Annotated in this window: 14 protein-coding genes; 9 read left to right on the forward strand and 5 right to left on the reverse strand. The window is 45.5% G+C overall.

The window, feature by feature from the left end; all coding sequences use genetic code 11:
* The first annotated feature begins 90 nt into the window (after window positions 1-90).
* From K6V21_RS09395 to rodA, 9 genes are all read left to right on the forward strand, one after another.
* Window positions 91-1584 (forward strand): ATP-binding protein, encoded by a 1494-nt coding sequence (locus K6V21_RS09395; protein ID WP_224321598.1) that lies wholly within the window; start codon window positions 91-93, stop codon window positions 1582-1584.
* A gap of 105 nt (window positions 1585-1689) precedes the next feature.
* Window positions 1690-3651, forward strand: a complete 1962-nt coding sequence (locus K6V21_RS09400) for an ABC-F family ATP-binding cassette domain-containing protein (protein ID WP_224321599.1) — start codon at window positions 1690-1692, stop codon at window positions 3649-3651.
* 70 nt (window positions 3652-3721) lie between these two features.
* Complete coding sequence (locus tag K6V21_RS09405; protein WP_224321600.1) at window positions 3722-5758, forward strand: M13 family metallopeptidase; 2037 nt, start codon at window positions 3722-3724, stop codon at window positions 5756-5758.
* 264 nt (window positions 5759-6022) lie between these two features.
* On the forward strand, window positions 6023-7546 hold the full coding sequence (purH, locus tag K6V21_RS09410) for a bifunctional phosphoribosylaminoimidazolecarboxamide formyltransferase/IMP cyclohydrolase (protein WP_217714629.1): 1524 nt from the start codon (window positions 6023-6025) through the stop codon (window positions 7544-7546).
* A 105-nt stretch (window positions 7547-7651) separates the two neighbouring features.
* Complete coding sequence (locus K6V21_RS09415; protein WP_007209637.1) at window positions 7652-8674, forward strand: rod shape-determining protein; 1023 nt, start codon at window positions 7652-7654, stop codon at window positions 8672-8674.
* Window positions 8675-8683: 9 nt separating this feature from the next.
* Entirely contained in the window at window positions 8684-9526 is an 843-nt protein-coding gene (gene mreC, locus K6V21_RS09420) for a rod shape-determining protein MreC (RefSeq protein WP_044265713.1), read from the forward strand.
* Between the two features lie 90 nt (window positions 9527-9616).
* Window positions 9617-10117 (forward strand): rod shape-determining protein MreD, encoded by a 501-nt coding sequence (gene mreD / locus K6V21_RS09425; protein ID WP_007219709.1) that lies wholly within the window; start codon window positions 9617-9619, stop codon window positions 10115-10117.
* A 1-nt stretch (window position 10118) separates the two neighbouring features.
* A complete protein-coding gene (gene mrdA, locus K6V21_RS09430; protein ID WP_044265715.1) occupies window positions 10119-11984 on the forward strand; it encodes a penicillin-binding protein 2 in 1866 nt (621 codons plus the stop codon).
* Entirely contained in the window at window positions 11965-13431 is a 1467-nt protein-coding gene (gene rodA / locus K6V21_RS09435) for a rod shape-determining protein RodA (protein ID WP_217714628.1), read from the forward strand. The genes mrdA and rodA overlap by 20 nt, the downstream gene beginning before the upstream one ends.
* Here rodA and K6V21_RS09440 read toward each other — a convergent pair.
* The 5 genes from K6V21_RS09440 to K6V21_RS09460 form a co-directional block, all read right to left on the reverse strand.
* Entirely contained in the window at window positions 13420-13905 is a 486-nt protein-coding gene (locus tag K6V21_RS09440) for a gliding motility lipoprotein GldH (protein ID WP_224321601.1), read from the reverse strand. The genes rodA and K6V21_RS09440 overlap by 12 nt on opposite strands.
* On the reverse strand, window positions 13883-15268 hold the full coding sequence (locus K6V21_RS09445) for a stage 0 sporulation family protein (protein WP_224321602.1): 1386 nt from the start codon (window positions 15266-15268) through the stop codon (window positions 13883-13885). The genes K6V21_RS09440 and K6V21_RS09445 overlap by 23 nt, the downstream gene beginning before the upstream one ends.
* 41 nt (window positions 15269-15309) lie before the next feature.
* Window positions 15310-16428, reverse strand: a complete 1119-nt coding sequence (locus tag K6V21_RS09450; protein WP_217714625.1) for an ATP-binding protein — start codon at window positions 16426-16428, stop codon at window positions 15310-15312.
* Between the two features lie 51 nt (window positions 16429-16479).
* Window positions 16480-17433 carry a methylenetetrahydrofolate reductase [NAD(P)H] gene (gene metF, locus K6V21_RS09455; RefSeq protein ID WP_217714624.1) on the reverse strand — a complete coding sequence of 318 codons (954 nt, stop codon included), beginning with the start codon at window positions 17431-17433 and terminating at the stop codon, window positions 16480-16482.
* 94 nt (window positions 17434-17527) lie between these two features.
* Complete coding sequence (locus K6V21_RS09460; protein WP_217714623.1) at window positions 17528-19423, reverse strand: fimbrillin family protein; 1896 nt, start codon at window positions 19421-19423, stop codon at window positions 17528-17530.
* Window positions 19424-19742 lie beyond the last annotated feature (319 nt).

A 19742-nucleotide genomic window follows, 5' to 3' on the forward strand; every position in this document is an offset into this window, starting at 1 on the left:
GCCGAAATAGAATGTTGATTTCTTCCGTTTTGTTTGCCATCTACCTGTTTATGCCCGACCTTTGTCACCTTACACGATAAACATAGCCTTATGAACCCCGATATACCTCAGGAAGTACGGATTGTGAACGCCATTGCTGAACAATTGTTCGATGTATGGCCCGTCAGCATTGTTATGATTGATCTTGAAGACTGCATCTGGCGTGTGAACAAGCAGATGAGCGATGAACTTCAACTGGATGCAGATGTCATTGGAAAGCCCGTTGTCGATATGCTGGAGGTTGTGCAGGATAAAGAGAATGTCCTGCCCCGCTACCTGCGGGAATTGCACGAAGACCGTCAGCGCATTATCCACTTGACTTCCAATTGCTTCATGCTCGAACCGAAGAGACATATCAGTTTTCTTATACAAGGTGCTTTGATGGGCATATATGAAGAAAACCGATTGGTAAGAATCGTACTTTACTACCGCAACGTGCTGGAAGAAAGTACCCGGGAACATCTGTTGAACATTGCCCTGAGCCGGACGCAGATATTTCAATGGTCGTACGACATGGAGCGTAACCTTATGATTATCGATCCCCGCTACTTCGAATACTTGGGCATTCCCACGCGAGACTACACTCTCACCTCCGAAGAGTTTGCCTACCTGATACATCCCGACGACCGTCAGTCGTTGTTTGACGCCTTAACCCTGCAACTGGATGGCACTCTGTACGAAGCCCCCGTCGAATATCGCCTTCGCCGTGACGACGGCAGTTGGGAGTGGTTCGAAGCCCAGTCCACCTATGTCGGGCAGTTGAAAGAAACTCCTTTCCGTGTAGTCGGCATCTGCATGAGTACCCAGAAGTATAAGGATACCGAAGAACGGTTGAATGAAGCCTTGCGTAAGGCCCGACGCAGTGATGAACTGAAAAGTATCTTTCTTGCCAATATGAGCCACGAAATACGCACGCCACTCAATGCTATCGTGGGTTTTTCTTCCTTGTTGGCCTATGGAGAATCGGACTTGACCAAAGAAGATATCATAGAATTTACCTCTCTGATCGAAAAGAACAGCCAGTTGCTGATGGTTTTGATCTCCGATATCCTGGACCTTTCCAAGATAGAGTCAAACACTATGGAATTTAACTTTTGCAACATTTCTCTCCACGAGGTATTGAATGAGATAGGCAGTACGCAAAGGATGAATATGTGCGAAGGAGTGGAGTTGTTGTTGGATCTTCCCGGGCAGGAGGTGACCGTTTATACCGATCCCGCTCGGTTGAGTCAGGTTATAAACAACCTGGTGAACAATGCTATAAAGTTTACTTCCGAAGGAAATATCCGTATCGGATACCGACCGGCCCCCTCCGGGGATGTAAAGATATTTGTGGAAGATACCGGAACAGGTATGTCAAAAGAAGTACTCGAACATATTTTTGATCGTTTTTACAAAGGAGATGCCTTTAAGCAAGGTACGGGGTTGGGGCTGGCTATCTGCAAAACAATCGTCAAACGTTTCGAAGGCAAGATCGAAGTGGTGTCCATAGCCGGGAAGGGTACGTGCTTTACAATCACCTTGCCCCTGAAAATAGAAGGATAAAGTGCTCTTTTTATGCGGAATTGATACAATAATATACGCTTCCGATGTCATATCCCACTGGAAATCGCTACCTTTGCAGCCTTGAACGATAAATTCATTGACACTATGATATCAGTAGAAGGACTGAAGGTGGAATTTAATGCAACCCCTCTGTTCGAAGACGTCTCTTACGTAATCAACAAAAAAGACCGCATCGCCCTGGTGGGCAAAAATGGTGCGGGTAAGTCTACCATGCTCAAGATATTGGCCGGACTACAGCAGCCTACTTCCGGTGTCGTCGCCATTCCCCGTGAATGTACTATCGGTTACCTGCCACAGGTGATGATTCTCAGCGATAAGCGTACCGTGATGCAAGAGGCAGAACTTGCTTTCGAACATATCTTCGAAATGCAGGCGGATATCGAACGCATGAACCGGCAACTTGCCGAACGCACTGATTATGATAGCGAAGATTATCACAAACTCATCGACCGTTTCACTCACGAGAACGAACGTTTCCTGATGATGGGCGGTACCAACTTCCGTGCTGAAATAGAACGAACCTTGCAAGGTTTAGGTTTCAGCCGCGAAGACTTCGACCGCTCCACCAGTGAGTTCTCCGGTGGTTGGCGTATGCGTATCGAGCTTGCCAAACTCCTGCTTCGCCGTCCCGATGTGCTGTTGCTCGACGAACCTACCAACCACCTGGATATTGAGAGTATCCAATGGCTTGAAAACTTCCTTTCCACACGTGCCAATGCCGTGGTATTGGTGAGTCACGACCGTGCATTCCTCAATAACGTCACCACGCGCACCATTGAAATCACTTGCGGACAGATTTACGACTACAAAGTGAAGTATGACGAATTCGTCGTACTGCGCAAGGAACGTCGTGAACAGCAACTTCGTGCCTACGAGAATCAGCAGAAACAGATAGAAGATACCGAAGCCTTCATCGAACGCTTCCGCTATAAAGCCACGAAAGCCGTGCAGGTGCAGAGCCGCATCAAACAACTGGAAAAGATAGAGCGCATCGAGGTGGACGAGGAAGACAACTCGGCATTGCGCCTGAAGTTTGCTTGCAGCAGCCGTAGCGGAAGTTACCCCGTCATCTGTGAGGATGTCCGGAAAGCCTATGGCGACCATGTCATCTTCCATGATGTCAACCTGACCATAAACCGTGGTGAGAAAGTGGCGTTCGTAGGTAAGAACGGTGAAGGTAAATCCACTCTGGTAAAATGTATCATGGGAGAAATCACCGACTATACCGGTAAACTCACCCTTGGTCATAATGTACAGATCGGTTACTTCGCCCAGAACCAGGCACAACTCCTGGATGAAAGCCTGACGGTATTCGATACCATCGACCGCGTAGCCGTAGGCGATATCCGCCTGAAGATACGTGACATCCTCGGTGCTTTCATGTTCGGCGGCGAAGCTTCTGATAAGAAGGTGAAAGTGTTGTCCGGTGGAGAGCGTACCCGCCTCGCAATGATCAAGCTCCTGCTGGAACCCGTGAACTTCCTGATACTGGACGAACCGACCAACCACCTCGATATGCGTTCGAAGGATGTACTGAAAGATGCCATCCGCGAATTTGACGGTACGGTCATTTTGGTAAGCCACGACCGTGATTTCCTGGACGGACTTGCGACTAAAGTATATGAGTTCGGTGGCGGAGTTGTGAAAGAACACCTCGGTGGCATCTACGACTTCCTGCAAAAGAAGCAGATAGAGAGCCTGAACGAATTGCAGAAAGCACCCGCACTTTCTACTTCACCCTCCGGTGGAAAAGAGAATACGGATACCGCCACTCAGTCGTCCGGCGCCAAGCTTTCTTATGAAGAGCAGAAGGAACTGAACAAGAAGCTCAAAAAACTGGAACGCCGCGTTGCCGATTGTGAATCGGAGATAGAGCAGACCGAATCCGCCATTGCCATCCTCGAAGCCCGCATGGCAACTCCCGAGGGGGCTTCGGATATGGCCCTCTACGAGCAGCATCAGAAACTGAAGCAGCAACTCGACTCTGTACTGGAAGAGTGGGATGCCGTCTCTACCGAACTGGAAGAAGCCAAGCGAGAACAATAAAACGATACGGTGAATACCTTCCCCTTATCACTTTATCACGCTATCACTTTATAACATTATTTTATATCTTATGAAAGTAACTCATTATTTACCTTTAGCTGCAGCTTGCCTTATGATGGTGGGATGTGGTACGGGCAAGCAGAAAGCTGAAATGACAGCCGGTATCCAGCTTGCCAATCTTGACACAACTGCCCTTCCGGGGAGTAGTTTTTATCAGTACGCTTGTGGCGGTTGGATTGAAAGCCATCCACTTTCACCTGAGTATTCACAGTACGGTTCTTTTACAGAACTTGCCGAGAATAATCGTAAGCAGATACAAGGTTTGATCGAAGAACTGGCTGCCACTCAGCACGAAGCAGGCAGTGTAGCACAAAAGGTAGGCGACCTCTACAAGATTGTTATGGACAGCGTGAAGCTGAACAAGGAAGGTGTTGCTCCTATTAAAGCCGACCTGGAACAGATTGCTTCCCTGAAAGATAAAGAAGCTGTTTATGCTTTGCTCGCCGATCTGCGCAAACAGGGCATCGGTGCTTACCTCGGCCTCTATGTGGCTGCCGACGAAATGAACAGTAACGAGAACGCTGTGCAGCTTTATCAAAGCGGTTTGAGCATGGGCGAACGTGATTACTATCTGGCTACTGATCCTTCTACTACCGCTATCCGTGATGCATTCCGTACTCATGTACAGAAAATGTATCAGTTGGCCGGTTTCGATGAGGCTACTGCCAAGAAGGGTATGGAAGTGGTTATGGACGTGGAAACACGCCTTGCCAAAGCTTTCCGTTCCCGTACCGAACTGCGTGACCCGCATGCCAACTACAATAAGATGAGCATGGAAGAGGTGAAGAAGAATTATCCTACTTTCAACTGGGACGCTTACCTTTCAGGTCTTGGACTGACAGATGTGAAGGAAATCATTGTCGGCCAGCCTGCTTCGGTAGCTGAAGCTGCTAACATTCTGAATTCCTTACCTGTTGACCAGCAAGCCCTTTACCTGCAATGGAAACTGATTGATTCTGCTGCCAACTTCCTGAATGACGAGATGGCTCAACAGAATTTCGACTTCTACGAACGCACCATGTCCGGAACGCAGGAAATGCAACCCCGCTGGAAGACTGCCGTTTCTGTAGTAAGCTCCGCACTGGGTGAAGCCGTAGGACAGATGTATGTAGAGAAATACTTCCCTGCCGCTGCCAAGGAACGTATGGTATCTTTGGTGAAGAACCTTCAGACCAGCCTGGGCGAACGCATCAACAACCTTGCCTGGATGAGCGACGAAACCAAGAAGAAAGCACAGGAGAAGCTGGCCACTTTCCACGTGAAGATCGGTTATCCTGATAAGTGGAAAGACTACTCTACGTTGGAAATCAAAGACGACTCTTATTGGAACAACTTCAAACGTGCCAGCCTGTGGAACTATGCTGAAATGATTGCCAAAGCCGGCAAACCGGTAGACAAGGACGAGTGGTTGATGACTCCGCAAACCGTAAACGCTTATTACAACCCGACAACGAACGAAATCTGTTTCCCTGCCGGTATCCTGCAATATCCGTTCTTCGATATGAATGCTGACGATGCCTTCAATTACGGTGCAATCGGTGTTGTAATCGGTCATGAGATGACACACGGCTTCGACGACCAGGGACGCCAGTACGACAAAGACGGTAATCTGAAAGACTGGTGGACGGAAGAAGATGCCAAGAACTTCGAGAAACGTGCCGATGTAATGGTTGCTTTCTTTGACAGCATCGAAGTTGCACCGGGGGTACATGCCAACGGTCGTATGACACTGGGTGAGAACATTGCCGACCACGGAGGTTTGCAAGTATCTTACCAGGCATTCAAGAAGGCTACCGCTGCCGCTCCGCTGGAAGTAAAAGATGGTTTCACTCCTGAACAACGCTTCTTCCTGGCTTATGCCAATGTTTGGGCTAACAATACCCGTCCCGAAGCCATCCTGCAATTGACGAAGATCGACGTGCATTCTTTGGGCAAATGGCGTGTAGATGCTGCATTGCCGCACATTGCAGCATGGTATGAGGCATTCGGCATTACAGAAAAAGATCCGATGTTCGTACCGGTGGCAGAACGCATCTCTATCTGGTAAGTCTTGCCATCGCTTTGGCACAGTTGTGCCATAGGCATGGCATAGTCTTGCCAAGGTGATGGCAAAACAGTGCCAATACTGTGGCACAGCTCTGGCACAGTGGAGCGATTTCCTCTCCGTTTAGCAAAGAAGAAAGATAAAGGCAGTAAATCCTAAACAGGATTGCTGCCTTTTTTAATTATACCTAATTTATTGTGTTTGAGTATGTGTGCAAATAAACATTTTTAGTACCTTTGCGCATCAAATACTTATATACGCAATTCCATGTCTGAAACAAAAAGAATTAAAACCGCTTTAGTATCGGTTTATCATAAGGAAGGTTTGGACGAAATCATCACCAAACTGCATGAAGAAGGAGTTGAGTTTCTGTCAACAGGCGGAACTCGTCAGTTTATAGAATCACTGGGTTATCCCTGTAAAGCAGTGGAAGACTTGACCACGTATCCCTCTATCCTGGGTGGACGTGTGAAGACCCTGCATCCAAAGGTGTTCGGTGGTATTCTCTGCCGCCGCGGACTGGAACAGGATATGCAACAGATAGAAAAATATGAAATTCCCGAAATAGACCTCGTTATCGTCGATTTGTATCCGTTTGAAGCTACCGTAGCTTCCGGTGCCGACGAGCCGACTATCATCGAGAAAATAGATATAGGCGGTATCTCACTGATCCGCGCTGCTGCCAAGAATTACAATGATGTGGTTATCATTGCTTCTCAGGCACAATACCAGCCGTTCCGCGATATGCTGATGGAACATGGAGCTACCACTTCGCTGGAAGAACGCCGTTGGTTTGCCAAAGAGGCGTTTTCCGTTTCTTCCCATTACGATTCAGCCATCTTCAACTACTTCGATGGCGAAGAAGGTTCCGCATTCCGTTGCTCTGCCAATAATCAGAAAACTTTGCGCTACGGCGAGAACCCGCATCAGAAGGGTTACTTCTACGGAAATCTGGAAGCTATGTTCGACCAGATTCACGGAAAGGAAATCTCTTACAACAACCTGCTCGATATCAATGCAGCCGTTGACCTGATCGATGAATTTGAGGAGACAACGTTTGCCGTATTGAAGCATAACAATGCTTGCGGTCTGGCTTCACGCCCCACGGTGCTCGAAGCATGGAACGATGCATTGGCCGGTGACCCGGTTTCCGCTTTCGGTGGTGTACTCATCACAAACGGAGTGATCGATAAGGACGCTGCTGAGGAAATCAATAAAATCTTCTTCGAGGTAATTATCGCTCCTGATTACGATGTAGACGCATTGGAAATCCTGGGACAGAAGAAAAACCGTATTATTCTGGTTCGCAAGCCTGCCGCACTGCCTAAGAAGCAGTTCCGTTCTCTCCTGAATGGTGTGTTGGTACAGGACCGTGACCTGAACATCGAGAAGCCTGAAGATTTGAAAACTGCAACCACGAAAGCACCTACCGCACAGGAAATAGAAGACATGCTCTTTGCTAACAAGATTGTGAAGAACAGTAAGTCCAACGCTATCGTACTGGCTAAAGGCAAGCAATTGCTGGCAAGCGGTGTGGGACAGACTTCACGTGTGGATGCTTTGAAGCAGGCCATCGAAAAAGCTAAGAACTTCGGCTTCGACCTGAAAGGTGCTGTGATGGCATCCGACGCTTTCTTCCCCTTCCCCGACTGTGTGGAGATTGCCGGAAATGAAGGTGTGACCGCAGTTATTCAACCGGGTGGTTCCATCAAGGATCAGCTTTCGTTCGACTATTGCAACGAACATGGCATCGCGATGGTGACCACAGGAATTCGTCATTTCAAACACTAATATTAATGATGAATGAAGAATGAAGAATTTGCTGCGCTGTCTTTATTTGCGCTGTTATTCTGCATAGTATTCTTAATTCTTCATTCTTAATTCTACATTTAGAATATGGGATTATTCTCTTTTACGCAAGAAATAGCGATGGACCTTGGTACCGCCAATACCATTATTACAACCAATGGTAAGATTGTGGTGGATGAGCCTTCGGTGGTAGCTCTCGACCGTCGCACCGATAAGATGATTGCCGTGGGTGATAAGGCAAAGATGATGCACGAAAAGACCCACGAAAACATACGTACCATCCGTCCGCTTCGCGACGGTGTAATTGCCGATTTCTATGCTTGCGAGCAGATGATACGCGGTTTGATAAAGATGGTGAATAATCGCAACCGTCTGTTCTCTCCTTCGCTCCGTATGGTTATCGGTGTCCCCTCGGGTAGTACTGAAGTGGAACTGCGTGCCGTGCGCGACTCTGCCGAGCATGCCGGCGGACGTGATGTCTACCTGATTTTCGAACCTATGGCTGCCGCTATCGGTATCGGTATCGATGTGGAAGCTCCGGAAGGAAACATGATTGTAGATATAGGTGGTGGTTCTACGGAAATTGCCGTTATCTCCTTGGGTGGTATCGTAGCCAACAATTCCATCCGCATAGCGGGTGATGACTTTACTGCAGACATTCAGGAGTATATGAGCCGTCAGCACAATGTGAAGGTCAGCGAGCGTATGGCCGAACGTATTAAGATCAATGCGGGTGCCGCCCTGACCGAACTTGGTGAAGACGCCCCCGAAGATTATATCGTTCACGGACCGAACCGTATCACGGCTCTGCCTATGGAAGTGCCTGTATGCTATCAGGAAGTGGCGCACTGTCTGGAGAAATCAATCTCGAAGATTGAAACCGCTATCTTGAATGCGCTGGAAAATACACCTCCCGAACTGTATGCCGATATCGTGCACAATGGTATTTATCTGGCAGGCGGTGGTGCATTGCTCCGCGGACTCGATAAGCGTTTGACTGATAAGATTAACATTCCGTTCCATATTGCTGAGGATCCCCTGCATGCTGTTGCCAAAGGTACGGGTGTGGCGTTGAAGAATGTGGATCGTTTCTCATTCCTGATGAGATGATAAAGGTATATGCGAAATTTACTGAACTTTCTTATTAAATATAACTACTGGTTCCTCTTTCTACTGTTAGAGGCAGCCAGTTTTGTTTTATTGTTTCGTTTCAACTACTATCAGCAGAGTGTGTTCTTCACATCTGCCAACAGTGTGGCGGGGAAAGTTTACGATGTTTCGGGAACTATTACTTCTTATTTCCATCTGAAATCTGTCAATGAAGACTTGCTCGACCGTAATATGTGGTTGGAGCAGCGGGTGGCTTTCCTGGAGAAAACGCTGAAAAATAAAGGAATGGACTCTGTTCGGTTGTATAGCCTGGAACGGCTCGAACCGGACGAATACCATATTTTCAAAGCGAATGTCATCAAGAATAGTCTGAACCGGGTGGATAACTATATCACCCTTGATGAAGGAACCTCTGCGGGTATTCGTCCGGAAATGGGAGTGGTAGATGCCAACGGAGTAGTGGGCATTGTCTATAAGACTTCTCCGCATTACTCTACCGTTATCCCATTGCTGAACAGTAAATCGAGCATCAGTTGCAAGATTGTGGGCAGTGAATATTTCGGTTACTTGAAGTGGGAATATGGAGACTCTCGTTATGCTTATCTGAAAGATTTACCTCGCCACGCAGAGTTTAACCTGGGTGATACCGTGGTGACAAGTGGATATTCTACAGTATTTCCTGCAGGCATCATGGTGGGAACGGTGGATGATATGTCTGATTCTCACGACGGCCTCTCTTATCTGTTGAAGATAAAACTGGCTACGGACTTCGGAAAGGTGAGCAACGTTCGGGTGATTGCCCGTACCGGACAAGAAGAGCAGAAAGCGCTGGAGAAGGAAGAGGAGAAGTGATGGGAGTGATAAGGTGATAGAGTGATAGGAGTGATAAATGATAGGGGGGACCTCAATCGTAAATCGTAAATTATAAAATCGTAAATCAAATTGGTCATCAATTATCTGCATAAAATAGGTTGGTTTATCGGTTTGGTACTATTGCAGGTACTGATACTGAATAATGTGCATATTGCCGGATATGCCACTCCTTTTCTATATATTTATCTCATACTGAAATTCGAGTCGGAAACACCACGGAACACTTTGATGCTGTGGGCGTTTTTTCTGGGACTGACGGTGGATATCTTTTCGGATACGCCGGGTATGAATGCTGCAGCTACGGTGGCACTGGCTTTTCTGCGTCCTACATTCCTACGCCTGTTTGTGCCGAGGGATGCGTTTGAGAATATAGTTCCTTCGATAAAATCGATGGGAATTGTACCTTTCCTGAAGTATTTGGTTGTTAGCGTTTTTATTCATCATGCAATATTACTTACCATAGAATTCTTTTCGTTCGCCCATATCGGAACGTTGCTGCTGAGAATTGTGGCAAGTGCGTTGCTGACTATAACCTGTATCATGGCTATAGAAGGAGTGAAGAAGAAGTAAGATGGCAAAAGATTATACACTCGAAAAGCGGAAATTAGTGATAGGTGGGGTAGCAATTGTGATTGTTATCATTTATATCATGCGTCTTTTTGTGTTGCAGATCATGACTGATACTTACAAGAAGAACGCAGATAGTAACGCTTTCCTCAATAAAATCCAGTATCCTTCGCGCGGTGCGATTTATGACCGCAATGGAAAATTACTGGTGTTCAATCAACCTGCGTATGATATCACATTCGTGCCGCGAGAGGTGACGGAACTGGATACTCTCGATTTTTGCCGCACACTGAATATTACGAAAGAACAGCTGCTGAAGCGAATGAAAGATGTGAAGAACCGCTGGATGAATCCCGGTTATTCCAGATATACACATCAGGTGTTTATGACGCAGCTCTCGGCGGAAGAGTGCGGTGTATTCCAGGAAAAACTCTTTAAATTCCCGGGCTTTTATATTCAGAGACGTACTATCCGGCAATACACTTATAATTCTGCCGGACATGCTTTGGGGGATATCGGTGAGGTTTCAATGAGAGATATTGAGGCTGACGATTATTACATTCGCGGTGATTATGTGGGTAAGCAAGGTATAGAAAAGTCATACGAGAAATACCTGCGTGGCGAAAAAGGAGTGGAGGTTTTGCTTCGTGATGCGCACGGACGTATTCAGGGCCACTATATGGATGGGAAACTGGATCGACCATCCGTACCGGGTAAGAATCTGAAATTAGGGTTGGATATTGATTTGCAGATGTTGGGTGAGCGTCTGATGAAGAATAAAATCGGTGCAATTGTGGCTATTGAGCCGGAAACGGGGGAGATCCTTTGTTTGGTATCTGCTCCGAACTTTGATCCGCACTTGATGATTGGCCGCCAACGTGGTAAAAATCATAATATGCTGCAGAGAGATAAGCAGAAACCTTTGCTGAATCGTGCTATTATGGGTGTTTATCCTCCGGGGTCTACTTTCAAAACAGCGCAGGCGCTGACATTCTTACAGGAAGGTATTATACAGCCATCCACATCGTTCCCTTGTTCTCACGGATTCATTTATGGAGGTCTGCGTGTGGGATGTCACGGGCATGGATCACCTCTTCCGCTGATACCTGCTATTGCCACTTCGTGTAATGCTTATTTCTGTTGGGGGCTTTATCGCATGTTTGGTGATAAGAAATACGGTTCACCACAGAATGCGCTTACTGTATGGAAAGATCACATGGTTTCTCAAGGATTTGGTTATAAGCTGGGAACGGACTTGCCGGGTGAGAAACGCGGATTTATTCCCAATGCGGGTGTTTATGATAAGGCCTATCGTGGATCATGGAATGGATTGACGGTAATTAGTATTTCTATCGGTCAGGGTGAAGTTTTAAGTACACCTTTGCAAATGGCAAATTTAGCGGCTACCATTGCCAATCGTGGTTATTTTGTGACTCCGCATATCGTGAAGGATATTCAGGATGCAGAATTGGATAGTACCTACCGGGAACGTCGTTACACTTCTATCGACCGCTCTTATTATGAAGAAATTGTAGAAGGTATGCGGGCTGCCGTTACGGGAGTTACCGGAAGTGCTACTTGCCGTATAGCCGGAACCATACTGCCGGGTGTAGAAGTCTGTGGAAAGACGGGTACGGCACAGAATCGCGGACATGACCACTCTGCATTTATAGGTTTTGCCCCAATGGATAAGCCGAAGATTGCAATTGCTGTTTATGTGGAGAATGGTGGTTGGGGGGCAACCTACGGAGTACCTTATGGTGCTTTAATGATGGAACAGTATTTGAATGGAAAACTTTCGCCTGCCAGCGAAGAAAGAGCGGAGGAAATGAGTAATCGTGTGATAATGTATGGTGACGAGGAGAGATAGTATATGGAAATCACTGGATTGGGTAACGATCTGTGTTTACTTGATTCTGATTGCATTCGGTTGGTTTAGCGTTTGCGGGGCAAGCTATGATTATGGTGACCGCGACTTCTGGGATTTCTCCACTCGTGCAGGTAAGCAATTGGTTTGGATCATTTGCTCTTTCGGATTGGGGTTTGTGTTATTGATGCTTGAAGACAGCGTTTATGATATGTTTGCCTATCTGATTTATATAGCACTTGCCATATTACTTGTGGTTACTATCTTTATAGCCCCTGATACGAAGGGATCGAGGTCGTGGCTGGTCATGGGGCCGGTAAGTTTGCAGCCGGCGGAGTTTGCCAAGTTTGCTACGGCACTGGCTCTTGCCAAGTATATGAATTCCTATTCGTTCACCATGAAGAACTGGAAGAATATCCTGATGATGGTTTTTCTTATTCTGTTCCCGATGATGCTTATTATCTTGCAGCGGGAGACTGGCTCCGCGTTGGTATATACTGCTTTCTTTTTGGTGCTGTATCGGGAGGGGATGCCGGGTGTGGTCCTGTTTTCCGGGTTGTGTGCGGTAGTTTACTTTGTGGTAGGCATTCGTTTTGATCAGGTGTTTATTGCCGATACGCCGACGCCGATAGGGGAGTTTGCCGTACTTTCGATGGTCTTGCTGTCTGCGGCAGGAATGGTGTGGGTTTATAAGAAGAAATGGGAACCGGTACGCAATATATTGTTAGTTACCATTGGAGTGTTGTTAATCGCTTATTTTATATCGGAATATGTGATTCCGTTTAATTTGGTTTGGGTGCAATGGGGACTGTGTATACTGGTAGTTGGGTACCTTATTTTCCTTTCGTTAAGTGAACGTCATCTTAGTTATTTCCTGATAGGTATGTTTGCTATCGGTTCTATCGGTTTCTTATATTCCAGTGATTACTTCTTTAATAAAGTATTGGAGCCTCACCAGCAGATACGTATCAAGGTGGTATTAGGTATGGAAGAAGATTTGGCTGGTGCCGGATACAATGTCAACCAGTCGAAGATAGCTATTGGTTCCGGTGGTCTGACAGGAAAGGGTTTCCTGAACGGTACTCAGACTAAGCTGAAATATGTACCCGAACAAGATACGGACTTTATTTTCTGTACGGTAGGTGAAGAAGAAGGATTTATAGGTTCTACTGCCGTGCTACTCTTATTCCTTATATTAATACTCCGTCTGATTGCTGTGGCGGAGCGGCAACCGTCTACTTTTGGTCGAGTCTATGGGTACTCGGTCGTTAGTATATTCCTGTTCCACTTATTTATTAATGTAGGTATGGTGCTGGGATTGACACCTGTGATTGGTATTCCGCTGCCATTCTTTAGTTATGGCGGTTCTTCGCTTTGGGGATTCACCATCCTGCTGTTCATCTTCCTGCGGATTGATGCAGGACGCAAAAAGAGACTGTCAGCGTTTTAATTTGATTCCTACATCATTGATACCTGGAAGAACTTCGTCCGGTAGAAGGTGTATAATTTTGAAGCGGTATTCCCCGGCTTTTCCAATACGGATGAAACCTGCTGCGAGAGTTGATTGATATAACCCACCCCAGCCATCTCCTAACCAAATACCTGCATTGTCAGCAAGTCGCAGTTCCAATGTATCCCGCTTGATATTTGGGACTTCCGGACTGTCGTAGTAGATGAGTAAGGGCAGATTCTGATACGGATAATTGTTCCGGTTTCTTACTTCTACGGATACATTGTAGAGTGTAGCGGAGTCTGCAACCGAAACATTGAAGAATAGTGTGTCATTCCGCTGCCAGCCTTCCGTTGGCAGGGATTGAAAAGAATGATATACAGTCTGTTCATCGCAGGCTGTGTAGAAGCTTGCGATGAACAGCAGTATTAAACTCTTTAGGAGAGATGTTTTATTCTTGAGCAGGTTTTTCATTTCCGGCTGGTTTCTCTCCTTGTGGTCTGGGTGGATTGTTGGGCCTGGGACCTCTATCAACACGTTGTCCATCTCCTCGTTCACGATTTTTTTGCTTGTTGCGTCTGACCTGATCGCCTTGTTGTCTGGGTTGGTTCCCCTGTTGCCTTGGTTGCTCTCCTTGTGGTCTGGGGGCACCTTGTGGGCGTGGTCTGGATTGTTGATCTCCAGGTTGATTCGGATTTCCTTTTTTCTTTTTCTTGCGGTTGTTATTACCGCCGTTTCCATTTCCGCCACCGTTATTTTCTCCGCCATTTTTACCTTTACGACTACGGTCGAAGCGGGTTAAGCTTTCCTGTTCCAACAAATCTATCGGCTTCTTGGGTTCCACTTGGCGTGCTTCTTCTACAAGACTTTCTGGTTTAGTACCCCGTTTGTTCATACCGATGATTTCAAATGCACGCTTACCACTGATTGTTACCAGATTGGCAGGAATGTTCTTGTCGGTAGAGTAGGTTATCTGATTACTCAGAATATCTGCCTTGAAGAAATAGAAAGTACCGTCTTTGGTTTCCAACTCGATCTCTCTGGAAGGAAGACGTTTCTGGGCTTCCACATAGCAGTCCACTTCATAGTTGAGACAGCATTTCAGTTTGGCACATTGTCCTGCCAGTTTTTGCGGATTGAGAGAAATATCCTGATAACGGGCGGCACTTGTGGATACTGACACGAAAGAGGTCATCCAGGTGGCACAGCAGAGCTCGCGTCCACATGGGCCGATACCACCGATTCGTCCGGCCTCTTGGCGTGCACCAATCTGCTTCATTTCAATGCGGACATGGAAAGCATCTGCCAATACCTTGATCAGCTGGCGGAAGTCTACACGCTCATCGGCAATATAATAGAAAATTGCTTTGTTACCGTCTCCCTGATATTCCACATCACCGATTTTCATGTTGAGATTCAGGTTGAGGGCAATCTGTCGGGCGCGTATCATAGTATTATGTTCGCGTCCTTTGGCTTCATTATATTTGTCCATATCTACCTGTTTGGCTTTACGGTAGATGCGCTTGATATCAGCCTCAGACTTGATGTTAGCCTTTCGCATTTGCAGTGGAACGAGGCGTCCGGTTAGGGTCACTACACCGATGTCATGTCCCGGCGTTGCTTCTACGGCAACGATGTCGCCCTTTTCAAGAGGTATATGATTGCTATTGCGGAAATATCCTTTACGGGTATTCTTGAACTGAACTTCTACCAGGTCGCTTTCTTCTCCGTTTCCGGGAATGTCGGCCAGCCAGTCGTAGGTGTTCAGTTGCTTGTCTTGCCTGCCGCAACTTTTGCAGCAGAGACCTCCGCTTCCGTTATGTAGTTTAAAATCCATTTTTTTATTTATGATTGAGATTACTACTATATATCTGATTTCTACTGTTTCAGTAGAACTATCATTTTCAACGAAAAATCAAAGAAGACCATCCTTGCATTTACATTTTGCTCAATATGTATCTGCGCTTCGCTCAATTCATCCATCATTCCCATTACATTCCGTTCGTTGATAAAAGGGGCGAAGCGAGTGGCAAAGTTTTGTTCAGGCAAAGTCATGTAACTCATCTCTTTGCAATGCAGGTTGTAGATGAAATTCTCGCGTATCATACGCTGGGCGTATGTCAGGAAGTTCTTCTGTCGTTCGCGTCCCATGCCTGCCAGTTGCTCACTCCATTGCTTCATTTCACGTATCTTCCGTTGATAGGAAAGACGCATGAGGCTGACAAAGAGTTCAAAGAACAGTTCGTTTTCTTCGTTCAGGTGAATGGTTTCCAATGCTTTGATAAAGTCACCGTTGGCAAGATGTGCCAAGGTGAAACTATCATTAGGACGTACACCGTATTTCTGTTGCAAGGCGTTGGCAATATCCGTTTCTTCTATTTTACGGATGTTGAAACGTTGCGTACGGCTCAGGATTGTCGGCAGTATCATATCCGGAGTTTCGGATATCAATAAGAATACAGTTTTTTCGGGAGGCTCTTCCAGAAGCTTCAATAACTTATTGGCACAAACTACATGCATTTTTTCCGGTAGCCAGACGATAGTAACCTTGTAGCCACCTTCGCTCGATTTCAGGCTGAGCTTGCGTACTATCTCGTCACTCTCCTTTGCATAGATGATGGCTTGCCCGTTTTCAGCATCCATCTCATTTAGCCAGTGGTTAAGACTGAAATAAGGGCTGTTCAGCACTAGATGTCGCCAGTCAGTTATGTAATCGTCGCATACTTCTTTCTTCCCTTTTTTTACGATGGGAAAGACAAAGTGTACATCAGGATGTACCAGCTTATTCCACTTTACGCAGGAGGGACAAGTTCCACAGGCATCTGTATCTGTACGGTTCGGGCAACAGATGTAACGGGCATAAGCCATTGCCAACGGAAGTTTTCCCACTCCCGATGGACCGCAGAAGAGCTGGGCATGAGGAATACGCCCCTCTTGCACTTCTTGTCTGAGTCGCTGTTTGGCTGCTTCTTGTCCTATTACCTCTTTGAAAAACACGATATTATATATGGTTTTATAAATTACAACTCATGTTACTTGGCTGCCGTCTTAGTATACCAGCTTTGCAACTTCTTTTATACTGTCCACTGCACCGATGGAGTAAAAGTGAATACTGGGTACTCCATGCTCCACTAACTCCTTACATTGCTTAACACACCATTCGATGCCTACTTGTTTGGCTTCTTCATCCGTTTTACATTTCATGGCTTCAAGTGCCAGTTCTTCGGGCAAGTCTACCTTGAAAGTCTTGGGTATCATGCTGATTTGAGACATCTTCTTGAATGGTTTGATACCTGGAATGATGGGAATGGTAACTCCGGCTTTTCGGGCACGTTCTACGAAATCGAAATATTTTTGGTTATCATAGAAAAGCTGTGTAACGGCATATTCTGCACCGGCTTCCATTTTCTTTTTAAGCCAGTAGATATCAGTGTCGATGTTGGGAGCTTCTTCGTGCTTTTCGGGATAACACGCTACGCCATAGGAAAATGGCGTATTGGTCACTTTCATTTCCGAGCCATCCACGAAGATGCCTTTATTGAAGTTGTTGATTTGTTCTTGTAATTCAGTGGCATGATGGTAGCCATCGCCTTCGGGAGTGAAGACAGACTCATGTTTTGCTTTATCTCCACGTAGCACCAGTAAATCGGTGATACCCAGGAATTGCAGATCAAGCAGTACATATTCCGTCTCTTCGCGGGTGAAACCACTGCAAAGAAGATGCGGAACTACAGTGATATTATATCTGTTTTGGATGGCGGCAGCTACGGCAACAGTTCCCGGACGGCGGCGTAAGCGATTGCGCTGAAACAAACCGTTTCCCAGATCTTTGTACACATATTCGCTGCGATGTGTGGTGATATTGATGTATTTCGGGTCAAATTCCCGTAAAGTATCTATGGTTTCGTACAGCTTTTCGATGCCTGTGCCTTTCAGCGGTGGCAGTATTTCAAAAGAGAAAGCTGTCTTCTCGTTGCTGTGTATCAGGTCGATAATTCTCATTTCTTTTTCGTTGTCTTTGTTCGGTGAACAAAACTTATTTGTACATTGGGAACAAAAATACGAAAAAGAAATGAGATATGCTTTTATTGTTGGGCTATTCTTTTATACAACGTATGGAAAGGGCTTTATAGAATGTCTTATTGGTTACTAAAGTTCCATTTGAAATAAAATGTTCATCACTTCCTGTGAGGAATATGGTTTGCTCGGGTATGGTCTTGCCGTTATCTTCAAGAGTCCAATATCCGGTCATTTTATAGACTTGTGCATGTGCTTGTTCATACCACATGCCTATCGGATATGCACCGAAATCGGTCAGGTTGGAGGCAGGATATACATGGTCATCCTCTTTTAATCCCTGCCATTCTCCTGCCTTAATCAGTGATGCTTCATTACCTGTATAATTCTTCAAGCCTTCCCAGTCTTTGCTGTTAGGTATTTTCCATCCTTCCGGTGCTAAGTCACCGGCCAGTATGGCTTCTCCGTTGTAGAAGTATATTTCAAATTTGTCTGGTTTGAAGTAGCCTGCTCCGGTGCCCAATTCAACTCGTTTTGTAAGGGGAGTTCCAGTTATATATGTAGTTTCGCACAGATCTTTCCGCATCCAATATTGTGTCCCTATCTTTATTATCGGGTGTTCTTTCAGTGCTCCGTTTCTGATATCTCGAATCGTGTACCGGATTACATTAACATCCGATGATTTATCGGGCTTTGCCAGTGTTACTGTTCCTGTTTCATCCAAATAGAATTTATCGATTGTTCCTGAGGTTCCCTGAGTGTACGTGAAAGAATTATTCTCTGTGTTCCAACTTATTTGTCCTCCATTGATGTCTCTGTCATCATCCAACAGTTGAAGTACTGTCCCGTTGTTCAAATCACTTTGTTCATCTACGCCGATAGGATAAATCGTGATTGCTTGTGAATCGATATCATCTGATTTAAGATACTCTTTGCAGATTTCCACGATAGGTTTTCCGCTGTTGTATACTCTATAAACATTTGATTGGGTGAAAGACAGGGCGGCAATGTGTATGGCTGTCGTCTTGCCGCTATTGTCCGTTTCCTTACCTTCTACGGTTGTCCAGTCTTCTATACTGCTGGCTATCCCTGTCAGCACATGACTGGTGGTCTGCATGGCGGCGATGTCCAAGTTGCATTGTGTGCTTCCGGTCATTGTTAATTCCGGCATCGGGCATGTGTATAGTTGTCCGTTCCAATCCATAACGAATGATTGCGTATCGGGATTAATCTCTTGAGGGATAATAATAATCTCTTTTCCTATTAATTTCCCCTCTTTTATACTCCATGTTCCGTAAGGAATGATATCCGCGTCTTCTTCTTTATGAATTGTAAATTCTTCTGTGCTTAGATCGTAATCGGCTTTATTATAGAATCCTGTGGCAATGATGCGTGGATTGGCTTTTAATAAAGCTTCAACGTTTTCATCTCCTTTCGGTGTAAGTGTGATGTTGAATTTCACCAATTTATGATGGAACTTCAGTTCAACGGCCTTTTCGCTGCTTGCTATCTTTGCTTGTGTGGCAATTAGAAAGTCAGATAGAGATCGCTTTTGGGCATTGCTTTGATCGGACTGTACGGAAACTGGGATGATGGAAGAGTTGGCTGCTATCTCTGCCGACTGATATGGAGAATAGCTGATGAAGTCTAGCATTGCATCTCCCACTGGGTAGAAAACAGTTTTTTCGGGGATAAGTTTAGCATCTTCTCCGCATTCTAACAGCAAATTGTTAATGTATCGTTCTTTTGCAATGGAAGTAGAAGACAGCATTGCGTACAATCCCACTTTATCTCCTTTTTCAAAGGCCGTATTGGTTACTCGCGTATTGGTTTTACTGACTTTTGTGGTAAATGTGATCGGTACTGTTCCGGAAGGTGTTTCTGAGTCAATTTTATTGACGCAAGCGGTAAATAAGTGGATGAGGCAGAGTGATAATAGGATCAGTCTGTTTTTCTTGATAGTTGTTTTGTTCATATAATGTTGTTGTTTTGTGGAATACGATGATCGAATTCCCAATTAATAGTTGTTAATCAAAACATTGGAGTATCTGGGGTGGTTGGGACCATAATTGGTATAGAAAAGACTGTTGCTTTGGAATGCTAATTAGTTGAATTCACGCTTGAATTCCGGTTCTGTTCCATCTTTATGTTTTTCAACGTTTATTAACCTAATGGACGTCAAAGGTAAAATAAACTTTTAAAAAACAGAAAGAAAAGAATAACTTTATACCAATTATTTATTTATAATGCTTTGTATGAAGGGGATAAATAACTTGAAATGTCCCTACATTTTC

Origin of the sequence: Bacteroides cellulosilyticus, assembly GCF_020091405.1 — a bacterium.
Classification (GTDB): domain Bacteria; phylum Bacteroidota; class Bacteroidia; order Bacteroidales; family Bacteroidaceae; genus Bacteroides.